Below are 14,548 nucleotides of genomic sequence, written 5' to 3' on the forward strand. Positions count from 1 at the left end.
GACCGCGTCAAGCGGTTAAGACAAACGGGAGAAGGACTTCAGGATGAGTGCAAATCAGGGCTCGGAAACGGTTACCTTCGGAGATGGAAGCGCGGAGCGTCCGCTTGGCCGCTCGATCATGCGGGGCATGGCCAATCGCTGCCCGGCCTGTGGCAGCGGTCGCCTGTTTCGGGCCTTCCTGAAGCCGGTGGACAATTGCGCGGCCTGCGGCGAGGAAATGCATCATCACCGCTCCGACGACCTGCCGCCCTATATTTCCATCGTCATCATCGGCCATATCGCCGTTGGCGGCTTCATGATGACCGATCTCGTGCTTTCCGTTCCCATGTGGGTACACTTCGCCATCTGGGTGCCTATCACCATTCTGGCCGCGCTTCTGACGCTGCAACCGATCAAGGGTGGCGTCATCGGCCTGCAATGGGCACTTAGAATGCACGGCTTCGACGGAAAACAGCCAAAAGTGCAGATAGACGGCTCCTCCCACTGACGGCGGACGGGAATTTGAACGTGTCCGAGCTTCCCTCGAGCACCCAGGCGGCGAGCGGCCCGTTGCGGCCGCGCGATGCCGCCTCGATCATCCTGTTTGATCGTTCCGGCCCTGCTATTCGCGTGCTGATGGGCCGGCGCAGTAACGCCCACATATTCATGCCCGGCGCTTACGTGTTTCCCGGCGGCAAACGCGATCCACGCGACCACGCTCTGCCCTTCTCCGGCGATCTGCACCCCGCCGTGCTGCGCAGCCTCACCTCGTCTGCCGCGCGCCGCCTGAGCGCTGCCGGGGCACGGGCGCTGGCGCTTGCCGCCGCGCGCGAGCTCGTGGAGGAAACCGGCGTCGATATGGGCATGGACGCTGATGGTCCGGATCTTTCGCGTTTTCGATATGTGGCGCGCGCAATCACCCCGCCCGGCAATATCAGGCGTTACGACACGCGATTCTTTTGCTGTTACGCCGACGAGTTACGGCTGGATACCCGGCTAATCAGGGATTCAGATGAGCTGCACAATGTGCAATGGCTTGACATGACAGCGCTTTCCAGTCTGAACATGCCGAAAATCACACGCACGGTTCTCGAAGATGTCACAAAACTCATGATAGGTGATCCGTCACTGCCCTTTGAAAGCCCCGCGCGGCTCTATGTCACGCGCCACGGCCGATTCATTCGAGACTTTGTATAAAGGCCGTCATGTCACAAATGAAATGCGAAGCGGACGCCATTCACTGGCCCTCACTGATCGCCGCCATCTCCGCCATCAGTGCGGTCGGTGTCGCCATCGGCCTGGGCCTGCCGCTCCTGTCGATCATCCTTGAGAAGCGCGGCATCTCCTCCACCATGATCGGGGTAAATTCGGCAATGGCCGGCGTTGCGGCGATGATGGCAGCGCCGGTGACCACCAAGATCGCCCATGATTTCGGCGTGGCGCGAACGATGCTATTTGCCGTTGTCGTGTCGGCCCTGAGTGCGCTCTGTTTCTATTTCGCCGACGCCTTCTGGATGTGGTTTCCGCTGCGAATCGTCTTCCATGGCGCAACCACCACGCTGTTCATCCTCTCCGAATACTGGATCAACATGACCGCGCCACCGAAAAAACGCGGCATGGTTCTCGGCATCTACGCCACCGGACTTGCGGTTGGGTTTGCGGTTGGCCCGTTATTGTTTTCCGTGGTCGGCAGCGATGGCATCCTGCCGTTTCTGGTCGGGGCAGCAATCATACTGCTTGCCGCGATCCCGATCTTCCTTGCGCGCGGCGAAAGCCCGGAGCTGAGCGAAAGGCCGAACCACCATTTCGCCCGTTATATATGGCTGGTGCCGATGGCTTCTGCGGCGGCCTTCGTGTTCGGCGCCGTGCAAGCGGGCGGTCTGTCGCTCTTTCCCATCTATGCGACCCGCGAAGGCTTCAACGAATCGCAGGCGGCACTTCTGCTGACCGTGATGGGCATCGGCAACATGGTCTTCCAGATACCGATCGGCCTGCTTTCGGACCGAATGAAGGACCGGCGCACAATGCTGGCGCTGATGGCCTTTGCGGGCGTTTGCGGCACGCTGGCGCTGCCCTTGCTGGTGGATAGATGGATTCTCGTCGCGGCCCTGCTGCTGTTCTGGGGCGGCCTCGTATCCGGCATGTATACCGTCGGCCTTACCCATCTGGGATCGCGTCTCAAAGGGGCCGATCTGGTGGCCGCCAACGCCGCCTTCATCTTCTGCTATGCCATGGGCACAATAGCCGGACCACAGGCCGTCGGCATTTCCATGGATGTTGCGGGTACCGATGGTTTCGCCTGGGCGCTTGCCGTGTTTTTCGGGCTTTACGTGGTGCTTTATGCCTTCCGTTTTGTTTTCAGGGCAAAACAGACTTGACTTTTCAGGCGCGATACGTAGTTTCGCGCCAGATTTAGCCGAGGTGAGAAGCGCCTGCGGCTTCTCTTTTGTTTAAAGGCAGGACGACCATGGCGAAAGCTACAACAATCAAGATCAAGCTGCTGTCGACAGCCGACACCGGTACCTTCTACGTGACCACCAAGAACAGCCGTACGTTCACGGACAAGATGACGAAGACGAAGTATGACCCGGTTGTACGCAAGCACGTTGAATTCAAGGAAACCAAGATCAAGTAATTCTTGATCGGGTTCTCCGGCAAAAGCGCGCCCAACGGGCGCGTTTTTTGTTTGTACGGAAAGGATTGCCGCCAACGGCATTCTTTGCGCCAGCGCCCTCGCAAGGCCCGCCACGGGCCAACGAATCGTAACCTTCCTAGTTGCGGTTCTTGAGTTTGGAACCCAGTCGGCGCTATTGGCACGGCGGGAAAACTCTTTATCACCGTCTCGCCTAATCAGCGCCTCTCCTAATCAGCGTCTCATCGGCCAAATGCGCCAATCGCTGCGACAGCGCGCTGCCTGCGCGCGCAGCCGGATGTTCTGCGCTATAAGCGGCAGCACAAGCACAGAATATTTTCGGAGATAAGGCGGTCGGCCAACGATGTGATCACGGCACGAGGAACCGATTCGGACATCGTCAGCCGACCGACCCCACGATCCAGGAGATGCGGCGGACCTGAGCATCATGGGGCATTCAAACTACGCAATACCAGCCCCTGACGACCGAAACATCAGCGGTGTAAACCGCCATCGTTTCTTCATCACTAGACGGAAAAACCGCCGGAAGAACTGTTATTCTCGATTGGGAGTGTGCGCAGAAGTAAAATAAAAATCAACAAATTCTTAAGCCAGAGATACATCACCTGGAAAACATGGTTAAATATACAACGCTGGCACACTATAGTTCCGTGAGCGATTGAATTCAACGTATTTTTCAACTTGAACTCTATTAACCCTGTTAGACTTCACCCCCTCATTGTAAGAAGATAAAATACTGGCAAGGTCAGGGACTTCGCGCTTGCCACAGCTTGCCGTCAGGTCTTTGGGCGGCTATCGATAACGGTAAACGTCGAAAGTCTCAAAAGGCGGCACGGATTGTCAGCGTCATGGTCTGCGCCTTTAGGCGGCGGCCGCCACGACGCGGTTGCGTCCTGTGTGTTTCGCCTCGTAGAGCGCCCTGTCGGCCTGCTTCAGAAGCTCGTCCGGCGCGCCGAATGCTCCACTGCTGGTGGCGATGCCGAGCGAAGCCGTGATACTCAACTCGCGGTCGATGGAACGAACGTGAAACGGCTTGTCCTCGATGATTGCCCGCAGGCGTTCGGCAACGCTTGTGGCAAGCTCCATCGGCGTGTCGGGCATCACGACCACGAATTCCTCCCCGCCATACCGGCAGGCAAGATCGGCGCCGCGCACCGTGCTGCGGATGCGGGCTGCAAACTCGCGCAGAACCTCATCGCCGACATCGTGGCCATAGGTATCGTTGACCAGCTTGAAGCGGTCGATATCGGTCATGCAAATGGAAATCGGGCGGCCACGCACGGCGGCGCGGTCGAAAAGTATCTTCAGATGATTGTCGAGATAACGGCGATTGTTAAGACCAGTCAGCCCATCGACGATAGCAAGCTCCATCGTGTGCTGGAGATTGAGCCGCAGATGCTCGTTATAGCGCTTGCGCCGGATCTGCGTCAGAGACCGGGCGACAAGTTCGTTGGGATCGATCGGGCGGAGAATATAATCGTTCACGCCAAGATCGAGCGCCCGCGCCACCATGTCGTCCGCCCCCTGTTCCGCTACCAGAAGCAACGGCAGGAACCGGGTACGCTCCAGCGAACGAAGCTGCGAACACAGTCTCAGCGGATCGTAATCCTCAAAATTGGAATTGACGATGACAAGCTCGAAGGGGTTGCTCGCGGCCTTCAACAGGGCCGCCTGAGGCTCCGTGACGGCATCGACCTCGGCAACCGGCTTCAGCGCCCTGACGATGCGTTCCTGCGAGCTGGCGCGGCCATCCGCCACCAGAACGCGGCCAGGCGTCTGCATGAGGCCATCGCTGCGCAGCATCTCCTCGATGCCGATCTCGCGCGCGGTCTCGGCCCGCAGCCGCAATTCGTCACTGACGGCCTTGAGGCGCACGAGGCTTTTGACACGGGCGATCAATTGAAGGTCGTTAACGGGCTTGGTCAGAAAATCATCGGCGCCGGCTTTCAGGCCGCGCACGCGATCTGAGGGCTGATCGAGTGCGGTGACCATGACAACAGGAATATGCGCCGTTTTCGGATTGGCCTTCAGTCGTTCGCAGACCTCGAAACCGTCCATGCCAGGCATCATGATGTCCAGCAGGATGATATCGACCTGTTCCTGGTCGCAAATATCAAGCGCCTTGAAACCATCCTCGGCGGTTACGACGTCGAAATATTCCGCGACAAGCCGGGCTTCGAGAAGCTTTACGTTTGCGGGTATGTCGTCAACAACCAGAACTCTCGCCGTCATAACAGTTCCCCAACCGCCTTACGCATCGCCTAGATAGGTCTTGATGATTTCGATGAATTTCGGAACGGAGATCGGCTTGGACACATAGGCCTCGCATCCGCCCTGACGAATGCGCTCCTCATCCCCCTTCATGGCGAAGGCGGTTACCGCGATGACCGGAATGACGTGCAGCTCGTCATCTTCCTTCAGCCATTTCGTCACCTCCAGCCCGGAAACCTCCGGCAGCTGAATATCCATGAGAATGAGGTCGGGGCGATGCTTGCGGGCTAGATCCAGCGCTTCCATGCCATTGCGCGTCTGGATCGTCGTATAGCCAGACGCCTCGATCAGGTCACGAAAGAGCTTCATGTTCAGCTCGTTGTCTTCGACTATCATGACCTGCTTGGGCATGGTGGGCAGTCCCCGTTTCGCTTTGAAACCTTCTCCCAGACATATAGGGTGCCAGAGAACCGATTCCATCGTCCATTTGTTGCGCAAGGCTAGAACGATTTGGTTTCAAAATAGGTAACTTCGGTAGAGAAATGCTGAGAGATACAAAAAACAAAGACAATGCCGGAAAAGATCCGCAAGAAACGGCAGCCGCCATACTTGGCTGGCTGGCAAACGAGCCGGAAATGCTCGGGCGTTTTCTGGCGCTGAGCGGATTGCAGGCCAATATGCTGCGCCATGCCGCCCACGATCCCGGCTTTCTGGCGGGGCTCACCGATTTTCTGATGAGCCACGAACCAGACCTCATGGCCTTCTGCGCGGCGACCGACACATCCCCCGAAACGGTTGCCGCTGCCTGGCACCATTTTTCCGGCCCGGGGCTGGATTCGGGTGAGTATTGACAGGCCACCCCTTGAGCCACCGTCACGGCCGGAGTATGGTTAGCGACGTTCTGGTTTTGTTTTCGGCCCATGTCCACGTCGCATCTTTATGATCCCGGTTTTTGCCGCGACTGTCTGACCGGCCAGCCAGCGGACCTGAGGCGTTGTCGCGCCTGTGGCAGTCCCCGCCTCGTCTACCATGACGAACTCTACGACCTCAGCATCGCCCATATCGATTGCGACGCCTTTTACGCCTCCGTTGAAAAACGGGACAATCCCGATCTTGCCGACAAGCCGTTGATCATCGGCGGCGGAAAACGCGGCGTGGTTTCCACTGCCTGCTACATTGCCCGCATCCAGGGCGTGCGTTCCGCCATGCCGATGTTCAAGGCGCTGGAAGCTTGTCCGGACGCCGTGGTCATAAAGCCCGACATGGAAAAATACAGCCGCGTCGGCCGTCAGATCCGAACAATGATGCAGGATTTGACGCCGCTCGTGCAGCCGCTTTCCATAGACGAGGCGTTTCTCGATCTTTCCGGAACGGAGAGGCTGCATCACGATCCACCTGCCCGGGTTCTGGCGAAATTTGTGAAACGGGTGGAAAAAGAAGTGGGCGTGACCGTCTCGGCCGGTCTGTCCTACTGCAAATTTCTGGCCAAGGTCGCGTCTGACCTTAAAAAACCGCGCGGCTTTTCGGTGATCGGCGAAGCGGAAGCGCTTTCCTTTCTGGCAGCACGGCCCGTCACGACGATATGGGGCGTTGGAAAGGCGTTTGCGGCGACGCTGGAGGCGGACGGCATCCGCATGATCGCGCAGTTGCAGGAGATGGAGGAAGGCGACCTGATGCGCCGCTATGGCGTGATGGGACAACGGCTGTTCCGGCTTTCGCGCGGCATCGATGAACGGCACGTGCACAATAACGACCCCGTGAAAAGCGTGTCTTCCGAGACCACCTTCTTCAACGATATTTCCCGGCACGAGGACCTCGTACCGATCCTGCGGTCGCTTTCCGAAAAAGTTGCCTGGCGCCTGAAGAAGAGCGGCATTTCCGGCCAGACGGTTGTACTGAAAATGAAGACGGCCGATTTCAAACTCCGCACCCGCAACCGCAAGCTTGATGACCCTACCCAGCTTGCCGACCGCATATTCCGTACCGGCCTTTCGCTGCTTGCGAAAGAAACCGACGGCACCAAGTTTCGCCTGATCGGCATAGGCGTCAGTGATCTGCGCGATGCGGACCTTGCCGATCCTCCCGATCTCGTCGACAGGCAGGCGGAACGGCGGGCGGCGGCGGAAGCGGCAATGGACAAGCTGCGCGACAAGTTCGGCAAGGGCAGCGTCGAGACCGGCTACACTTTCGGCACACGCAAATAGCGGCCATGCCGCTTGCAAACGCCGTGAAACCCTGCGGCCTGCAACACCCCGCCCCTATTTTAGATATTACACAAATTAGTGATGTGGCAGACGCCCTATCCTTAAACTTCATTAAACTTCGCGTGGTTGAGTAAACGAAGTTTTGTGCATGTGGTGTATTGCGTCATGTCCCTTCGCTTCCGTCTTCTGACCGGCATGCTGTCGGCCAGCATTCTTGCCTTTCCGGCGCTTGCCGCCGACAACAAGTCCCTGCAGATCGTCGTTTCGAAAAGCGATCAATCGCTGGCGCTTTACGAGAACGGCGAGATCGTTGCTACATCCAAAGTCTCAACCGGCAAGGCCGGGCATGAGACGCCGAGCGGCATTTTTTCGATTCTGGAAAAACGCAAATACCACGAATCGAACATCTACTCGGCCGCGCCCATGCCTTTTATGCAGCGACTGACATGGTCGGGCATCGCGTTGCACGAAGGCAAGGTGCCGAATTACCCGGCCTCGCATGGCTGCGTGCGCCTGCCTTCGAAATTCGCGCAGTCGCTGTTCGGCGAGACCCGCTACGGCGTGCATGTCATCATCACCGACCGGCCGGTTTCTCTGCGCTCCGTACAACATTCAGCCCTGTTTGAGCCGCGGGACGATGCCGATGACGGCAAGCTGCTTTTATCCGACGTCGAGCTGCGCCCCGCGACCTTCGACGCCGCATTGGGCACCGTTGAGGTGGCCGTGAATGAAAAAACGCAAGCCATCAAACCGATGGCCAAAGGCAAGGAGCCCTCGCCCTTGCGCATCCTCATCACCCGGCGCGGCGAGCGCGAAAAGGTGATGGATATTCAGGCCGTGCTGACGCGCCTTGGCTTCGATGCCGGCGCACCGGACGGCTATACCGGAGAAATGACGATCAGCGCCGTCAACGGTTTCAAGCGCTGGAAGGGGCTGAAAACTACCGGGCCGCTACTGACCGACGATTTCGTTGCTGCACTTTACGCATCCGCCGACGAAGATCATCCACCGAATGGCCAGATCATGGTGCGACAGGATTTCAAGCCGCTATTCGAGGCTGCGATCGACATCAAGGATCCCGAGGTGGCACTCGGAACGCATTTCTTCGAAGCCGTTGCCGTCAACCGCGCAGCCGGAACCGCCGAATGGAATGGCGTAACACTGGAAAACCGTCTGCCGGCCGCAGCCCGCAAACGGCTCGGCATCACCGTTACCGAAGCGCCCGGTGGCTTTGACCAGCTAAGCGCCGTACTAGGCCGCCTTGAAATACCGGCCGAAATTCGCTCCCGAATCGAGAAAGAGCTTTCAACCGGCAGTTCGATTACCGTTTCCGACCTCAGTCACCAGATGGAGACAGGGATGGGAACGGACTTCATTACCGTGACAAAGGAAGGGCCGGTTTGAGGGCTTGAGGCCTCACACCAGCTCCACATCAACAACGCCGGGGGCAGAGCGAAGTGCGGCGGCGATCTCAGGGGAAATACGGTATTTCTCCGTCAGCTCCACCTCGATCTCACGGCTCCCCTCGTCCTTGATGACGATGAAATAAACCGATCCGTCGCCTTTGGTATTGAGGTGGCGGGCGACGGTTTTCAGCGGGCCTGAATCGCGCACATAAACCCGCAACGCCTTTTGCATTTGGACGGATTTTTCCTCGAGCGATTGCGCCGTCTGGATGCGAAGACCGATGCCTTCCGGGCGCTCTTCCGCCTGCACGGTGATAACAAGGGATTTGCCAACCTCGAGCAGATCGCGAAACTGGGCAAGCCCTTCGGAAAACAACACCGCCTCATATTGACCGGAGGCATCGGAGAAGGTGACGATACCCATCTTGTTTCCGGTCCGGGTCTTGCGCTCCTGCTTGCCGGTGACGGTGCCGGCCAGACGCCCGGCGGTCGCACCCTGTTTCACTGCGGCGGAAAAATCGGCGAAATTCTGCACCCTCAACTTTTCCAATACAGGGCGGTAGGTATCGAGCGGATGTGCGGTCAGGTAAAAACCGAGCACCTGATATTCGCGCAGCAGTTTCTCCGAGGCGAGCCAGGGCTGGAAAGCAGGCAGGATGAGCTTTTCCGGGCCGCTTGCGCCGCCGGAGCCGAACATGTCCGACTGGCCGGTAACGCGGCTTTCCTGCGCGCGTTGCGAATAACCGATAATGCGGTCCAGCCCGCCGATCATCTCGGCGCGGTCGCGGCCAAAACAATCGAAACCGCCAGCGTTGATGAGGCTTTCGAGCACACGCCGGTTGATCTGCTTCGGATCGATGCGCAGGCAGAAATCCTCCAGGCTCGCAAATGGCTTGCCGTCGCGCACGGTAACGATGTGTTCCACCGCGCCCTCGCCCACGCCCTTGATGGCGGCCAGCGAATAATAGATGCGGTTCTCACCCGTCTCGAACTGCCGGAAGGACGTCTGCACCGAAGGTGCCACGACCTCTATACCGAGACGGCTGGCATCCTGGCGGAAATCATTGAGTTTTTCCGTGTTGGCCATATCCAGCGTCATGGAGGCCGCAAGGAACTCCACCGGATAATGCGCCTTCATATAGGCGGTCTGATAGGACACGATGGCGTAAGCGGCGGCGTGGCTCTTGTTGAAGCCGTAATTGGCGAATTTCGCCAGAAGGTCGAAGATGGTGTTGGCCTGCGGCTTCGACACGCTGTTTCTGATCGCGCCGTCCACGAAGCGCTCGCGCTGCTGGTCCATCTCCTCCTTGATCTTCTTGCCCATGGCGCGGCGCAGAAGATCGGCTTCGCCGAGCGAATAACCTGACAGAACCTGGGCGATCTGCATCACCTGTTCCTGATAGACGATAACGCCCTGCGTTTCCTTCAGAAGATGGTCGATGGTGGGGTGGATCGACTCCAGCTCCTCCTCGCCATGCTTGCGGGCATTGTAGACCGGAATGTTTTCCATCGGACCCGGACGATAAAGCGCCACCAGCGCAATGATGTCCTCGATGCAGTCCGGGCGCATGCCGATAAGCGCCTTGCGCATGCCGGCACTTTCCACCTGGAACACGCCGATGGTTTCGCCGCGTGACAACATCTCGTAGGTTTTGGCGTCGTCCAGCGGAATTGCGGCGAGATCGACCTTGATGCCGCGTTTGGCAACGAAATCGACAGCAACCTTCAGCACCGTCAGGGTCTTCAGACCGAGAAAGTCGAATTTGACGAGGCCGGCGCTTTCCACCCACTTCATGTTGAACTGGGTAACCGGCATGTCGGAGCGCGGATCGCGATACATCGGCACCAGCTTCGACAGCGGCCGGTCACCGATGACGATACCGGCAGCATGGGTGGAGGCGTGACGGTAAAGCCCCTCGATCTTCTGGGCGATATCCAGAAGTCGGGCAACGACGGGTTCCTTGTCCGCCTCTTCCTGCAGACGCGGCTCTTCCTCGATCGCTTTTGACAGCGGCGTCGGATTGGCCGGGTTGTTGGGGACCAGCTTGCAGATCTTGTCCACCTGTCCATAGGGCATTTCCAGCACGCGGCCGACGTCGCGCAATGCCGCGCGCGCCTGCAACGAACCGAAGGTAATGATCTGCGCCACCTGCTCGCGGCCATATTTGCGCTGCACGTAGCGGATCACCTCTTCGCGGCGGTCCTGGCAGAAGTCGATATCGAAGTCGGGCATCGACACGCGTTCGGGATTGAGGAAGCGTTCGAACAGCAGCGAGAAGCGCAGAGGATCGACATCGGTGATGGTCAGCGCATAGGCCACGAGCGAGCCTGCACCCGAACCGCGGCCGGGGCCGACTGGAATATCCTGCTGCTTGGCCCATTTGATGAAGTCCGCAACGATCAGGAAGTAACCGGGAAAACCCATGCGTTCGATGACGCCAAGCTCGAAATCCAGCCTGTCGCGATATTCCTGCTCTGTGTAGCCTGGTGCCATGCCGAGGGCCGCAAGGCGAAGATCAAGACCTTCGACGGCCTGACGGCGAAGCTCTTCGGCCTCTGCCCGTTGCGCCGCTTCGGGATCGTCGCTGGCACCGGTGAAGCGCGGCAGGATCGGCCCACGCTTCTTCAGCACGTACGAGCAACGCATTGCGATTTCGACGGTGTTTTCCAGTGCCTCCGGAAGGTCGGCAAACAGCTCCGCCATCTCCTCACGGCTTTTCATATAATGGTCGGGGGTCAGGCGGAACCGGCTGTCATCCGAAACGATGGCGTTATGCGCCACCGCCATCAATGCATCATGCGCCTCATAATCGGCCCTCGAAGGGAAGAACGCCTCGTTGGTGGCGACCAGCGGAATATCATGTTCATAAGCAAGCCCGATCATACGCCGCTCATGGGCGCGGTCGAAACCGGACTGACGCTGCAATTCGATATAAAGCTTGTCACCGAAGAGTGATTTCAGCGCCAGCAGGCGTTCTCTCGCCTGCGCCGTATGCCCTTCCTTCAGAGCCATATCCACCGGACCACCGGAGGCACCCGTCAGCACGATCAGCCCGGCATTGGAGGCTTCCTCCAGCCATGCACGGGTAATATGCACGGACTGGCCACCGCTTTCGCCTTCCAGATAGGCGCGGCTGATAAGGTCCACCAGCCGCTTGTACCCTCCGGCATCAGCCGCGAGCAGCACGATGGCTGGAAGCTTGGCAAGGTGGCTGTTGTGGTTGCGGCGATCATCCACCGCATCCTGCATGTCGATCGACACCTGACAGCCGATAATAGGCTGCAAGCCCTCATCACGCGCCTTTTCGGAAAACTCCAGCGCGACGAAAAGATTGTTGGTGTCGGTAATGGCTATGGCCGGCTGGCCGTCTGCAACGGCCTTGGACATGATTTTCTTGAGGGGTAAAGCCCCCTCAAGCAGGGAGTAAGCGGAGTGAACCCGCAGATGGACGAAACCGGGTGTTTTCAGCGTTTCGCCAGAGGTCTCTCCACGCGTAACCGTCTCGCCCATATCGTCCTCCTGTCATTCTGAATCGAGGGGGCGATTTTCCGATTTTCGGCCTTCAAAGTCCACCGCCTTTCGGCGTCTATACAGGCTTCTGCGCCGGTGTGCCCTTCACAGGGCAGTGAGGATCACCGAAAAGCTGGCGACAAACACAGCGATGGAGGCGAAAGCGGCAACGTCACGGATGAAATCAGTCATTGGTCTCTCCTTACTCGTTATGTTCTAACTTTGTTCTCATTTTGTTCGATTGTCAACAGGCTTTTATTGATAGTCTCCTTGCTAACGCGGCAGAATCGGCCGCGGTTCCACCTTCGTGAATGGCAAGCCACTGACTCCAAAGCAAAAAAACCCGGAGGCAAAAACACCTCCGGGTTCGTGAAAATTCAATTGTGGAAGGACGAGTGGCCTTGCGGGAAACGTGAACGTAGACAGACTCAGCCGCAGAAAAGATCTCAAAGGCGGCGTTATGGTCGCCTTACTGCATCACGATCAGAAGTCTACGATCTTGCCGTCTGCAAGCGTCACGCGGCGGTCCATGCGGTTGGCGAGCTCGTGATTATGGGTGGCGATCAGTGCGGCAAGGCCGGACTGGCGCACCAGCGCCTCCAGCGCATCGAACACGTAATGCGCGGTCTCGGGATCGAGATTGCCGGTCGGCTCGTCGGCGAGAAGCAGGAGCGGTGCGTTGGCAACGGCGCGCGCAATCGCCACACGTTGCTGTTCACCGCCGGAAAGCTCAGCCGGGCGATGTTCGCCGCGATGGCCGACGCGCATGTAATCGAGTAGCGCGCTCGCACGCTTGCGAGCCTCGCCCTGCGTCAGACCGGCGATGAGCTGCGGCATCATCACGTTCTCCACCGCCGTGAACTCCGGCAGCAGATGATGGAACTGGTAGACGAAACCGATGTCGCTGCGGCGGATCGCCGTGCGCTTTTCATCCGGCAGACCATTGCAGGGCGCGTCATTGATGAAAACCTCGCCAGCATCCGGATGTTCGAGAAGCCCGGCGAGATGCAACAGCGTGGATTTGCCGGTGCCCGAGGGGGCAACAAGCGCCACCATCTCACCGCTCTTCAACTCGAAATCGGCCTTGCGCAGAATGGAGAGCGACGTCTCGCCCTGACCATAGGTCCTCTCGACGCCGGTAAGCCGCAGCACTGATTTTTTTGCCATATTGTGAAGCGGTCCTTATTCGTAACGCAGGGCCTGCACCGGATCGAGCTTGGAAGCCCGCCATGCCGGAAAGATGGTTGCCAGGAAAGAAAGCGTCAGCGCCATGATGACGACGGTAATGGTCTCGCTGATATCCATTTCGGCCGGAAGCTGGCTGAGGAAATAGAGCTGCGGATCAAACAGCACCGTGCCTGATACCCAGGAGAAGAACTGCCGGATCGATTCCACATTGAGGCAGACGATGACGCCGAGTGCCACACCGGCGAATGTGCCGACCGTGCCGATGGCAGCTCCCGTCATGAAGAAGATACGCATGACGGCGCCGGAACTGGCGCCCATGGTGCGCAGAATGGCGATATCGCTGCCCTTGTCCTTCACCAGCATGATGAGGCCGGAAATGATGTTGAGCGCCGCTACCAGAACGATGAGCGTCAGTATCATGAACATCACGTTTCTTTCCACCTGCAGGGCGGAAAAGAAGGTCTGGTTACGCTGTCTCCAGTCGGTGATATATATCTGCCGTTCAGCTGCCTGCTCCACCAGGGGGCGGATGCCGTCGACATTGTCTGGGCGACTGACGTAAAGCTCGATGGATTGCACCAGGCCTTCGGCATTGAAATAAAGCTGGGCTTCGGACAGCGGCATATAGATCATCGACGCGTCATATTCCGACATGCCGATCTCGAAGACGCCCGAAATCTTGTAGGATTTGACGCGGGGGTTGACACCCATCGGCGTCACATCGCCTTCAGGCGAAATGAGGGTGATATCGTCGCCCGCCGTCACGCCAAGCTGTGCGGCAAGCCTTGAGCCAACCAGAACCCCGTCGCCCGCCATGAAGCCGACGAGATCGCCGGTCTTGACGTTGGTGGCGACTTCCTTGATCTTGTCGATATCGTCCTGGCGAACGCCGCGCACGAGCGCACCCGAGCCGGCGCCACCGCGACCGGAGGCCAATGTCTGCCCCTCTACCAGCGGCAGGGCCATCGTCACGCCCGGAATGGCGGAGAACTTCTTCGCCAGCTCATCGTAATTGTTGAAGGGCTGGTCGATCGGCTGGACGATCATATGGCCGTTGATGCCGAGAATTCGCGAAATCAGCTCGGTGCGAAAACCGTTCATGACAGCCATGACGATGATAAGCGTCGCGACGCCCAGCATGATGCCGACGAAGGAAAAGCCGGCGATGACGGAAATGAACGCTTCCTTGCGCCGCGACCGCAGATAGCGCCAGGCCACCATGCGCTCGAAAGCAGAAAACGGCCGGGCGGTCCTTTCCCGGGCGGAAGGAGCCGCACCCTTGTCAGCCTCGGCTTTTGCCATGTCGTCTCCCTGATCTGAACTTGAAAGGCCGGTTTTCACAAAAAACCGACCCCTGATCTTGATCTCATAAAGCTGGAGCGGATTTCAGGCGAAA

General features: G+C 58.6%; 12 protein-coding genes. 7 read left to right on the forward strand and 5 right to left on the reverse strand.

The features are described from left to right. The first annotated feature begins 43 nt into the window (after positions 1-43). The 4 genes from GH784_RS11065 to rpmG all read left to right on the forward strand — a co-directional run bounded on the left by GH784_RS11065 (position 44) and on the right by rpmG (position 2,614). Positions 44-487, forward strand: coding sequence for a DUF983 domain-containing protein (locus GH784_RS11065; RefSeq protein WP_003512717.1), 444 nt, complete (start codon positions 44-46; stop codon positions 485-487). A gap of 20 nt (positions 488-507) precedes the next feature. Beyond that, positions 508-1,176: an NUDIX domain-containing protein gene (locus tag GH784_RS11070; protein WP_065704967.1), complete on the forward strand. Its 669-nt coding sequence runs from the start codon at positions 508-510 to the stop codon at positions 1,174-1,176. A 17-nt stretch (positions 1,177-1,193) separates the two neighbouring features. Further along, complete coding sequence (locus GH784_RS11075; RefSeq protein WP_019565488.1) at positions 1,194-2,357, forward strand: MFS transporter; 1,164 nt, start codon at positions 1,194-1,196, stop codon at positions 2,355-2,357. Positions 2,358-2,446: 89 nt separating this feature from the next. Next, the gene (gene rpmG / locus GH784_RS11080; RefSeq protein WP_003496403.1) at positions 2,447-2,614 is read left to right on the forward strand and encodes a 50S ribosomal protein L33; all 168 of its coding nucleotides are present in this window, start codon (positions 2,447-2,449) and stop codon (positions 2,612-2,614) included. 879 nt (positions 2,615-3,493) lie between these two features. Here the strand turns inward: rpmG and GH784_RS11085 are convergent. Together GH784_RS11085 and GH784_RS11090 are read right to left on the reverse strand one after the other, a co-directional pair. Next, positions 3,494-4,864: a PleD family two-component system response regulator gene (locus GH784_RS11085; RefSeq protein ID WP_019565487.1), complete on the reverse strand. Its 1,371-nt coding sequence runs from the start codon at positions 4,862-4,864 to the stop codon at positions 3,494-3,496. A gap of 18 nt (positions 4,865-4,882) precedes the next feature. Continuing rightward, positions 4,883-5,254 (reverse strand): response regulator, encoded by a 372-nt coding sequence (locus GH784_RS11090; RefSeq protein WP_003496409.1) that lies wholly within the window; start codon positions 5,252-5,254, stop codon positions 4,883-4,885. Positions 5,255-5,385: 131 nt separating this feature from the next. Between GH784_RS11090 and GH784_RS11095 the strand changes: the two genes are divergently transcribed. From GH784_RS11095 to GH784_RS11105, 3 genes are all read left to right on the forward strand, one after another. Continuing rightward, positions 5,386-5,694, forward strand: a complete 309-nt coding sequence (locus GH784_RS11095) for a DUF3572 domain-containing protein (RefSeq protein WP_019565486.1) — start codon at positions 5,386-5,388, stop codon at positions 5,692-5,694. Between the two features lie 69 nt (positions 5,695-5,763). Continuing rightward, positions 5,764-7,047 carry a DNA polymerase IV gene (locus tag GH784_RS11100; RefSeq protein ID WP_065704689.1) on the forward strand — a complete coding sequence of 428 codons (1,284 nt, stop codon included), beginning with the start codon at positions 5,764-5,766 and terminating at the stop codon, positions 7,045-7,047. A 165-nt stretch (positions 7,048-7,212) separates the two neighbouring features. Then, entirely contained in the window at positions 7,213-8,451 is a 1,239-nt protein-coding gene (locus GH784_RS11105) for a L,D-transpeptidase family protein (RefSeq protein ID WP_065704691.1), read from the forward strand. 12 nt (positions 8,452-8,463) lie between these two features. Here the strand turns inward: GH784_RS11105 and dnaE are convergent, their stop codons facing one another. From dnaE to GH784_RS11125, 3 genes are all read right to left on the reverse strand, one after another. Beyond that, complete coding sequence (dnaE, locus tag GH784_RS11110; RefSeq protein WP_153793413.1) at positions 8,464-11,964, reverse strand: DNA polymerase III subunit alpha; 3,501 nt, start codon at positions 11,962-11,964, stop codon at positions 8,464-8,466. Between the two features lie 483 nt (positions 11,965-12,447). Further along, positions 12,448-13,131 carry an ABC transporter ATP-binding protein gene (locus GH784_RS11120; protein WP_013635957.1) on the reverse strand — a complete coding sequence of 228 codons (684 nt, stop codon included), beginning with the start codon at positions 13,129-13,131 and terminating at the stop codon, positions 12,448-12,450. Between the two features lie 15 nt (positions 13,132-13,146). Further along, positions 13,147-14,454, reverse strand: coding sequence for a lipoprotein-releasing ABC transporter permease subunit (locus tag GH784_RS11125; RefSeq protein WP_003512696.1), 1,308 nt, complete (start codon positions 14,452-14,454; stop codon positions 13,147-13,149). Positions 14,455-14,548: the final 94 nt, after the last annotated feature.

Origin of the sequence: Agrobacterium tumefaciens (assembly GCF_009649785.1) — a bacterium.
Classification (GTDB): Bacteria; Pseudomonadota; Alphaproteobacteria; order Rhizobiales; family Rhizobiaceae; genus Agrobacterium; species Agrobacterium tumefaciens.

Bases quoted from the DNA above. Each gene is read 5' to 3' on its own strand.
- GH784_RS11075 (WP_019565488.1), top strand. From the start codon at position 1,194: ATGAAATGCGAAGCGGACGCCATTCACTGGCCCTCACTGATCGCCGCC.
- GH784_RS11125 (WP_003512696.1), bottom strand. From the start codon at position 14,454: ATGGCAAAAGCCGAGGCTGACAAGGGTGCGGCTCCTTCCGCCCGGGAA.
- GH784_RS11120 (WP_013635957.1), bottom strand. From the start codon at position 13,131: ATGGCAAAAAAATCAGTGCTGCGGCTTACCGGCGTCGAGAGGACCTAT.
- GH784_RS11090 (WP_003496409.1), bottom strand. From the start codon at position 5,254: ATGCCCAAGCAGGTCATGATAGTCGAAGACAACGAGCTGAACATGAAG.
- GH784_RS11065 (WP_003512717.1), top strand. From the start codon at position 44: ATGAGTGCAAATCAGGGCTCGGAAACGGTTACCTTCGGAGATGGAAGC.
- GH784_RS11095 (WP_019565486.1), top strand. From the start codon at position 5,386: ATGCTGAGAGATACAAAAAACAAAGACAATGCCGGAAAAGATCCGCAA.
- GH784_RS11105 (WP_065704691.1), top strand. From the start codon at position 7,213: ATGTCCCTTCGCTTCCGTCTTCTGACCGGCATGCTGTCGGCCAGCATT.
- GH784_RS11085 (WP_019565487.1), bottom strand. From the start codon at position 4,864: ATGACGGCGAGAGTTCTGGTTGTTGACGACATACCCGCAAACGTAAAG.
- dnaE (WP_153793413.1), bottom strand. From the start codon at position 11,964: ATGGGCGAGACGGTTACGCGTGGAGAGACCTCTGGCGAAACGCTGAAA.
- rpmG (WP_003496403.1), top strand. From the start codon at position 2,447: ATGGCGAAAGCTACAACAATCAAGATCAAGCTGCTGTCGACAGCCGAC.
- GH784_RS11100 (WP_065704689.1), top strand. From the start codon at position 5,764: ATGTCCACGTCGCATCTTTATGATCCCGGTTTTTGCCGCGACTGTCTG.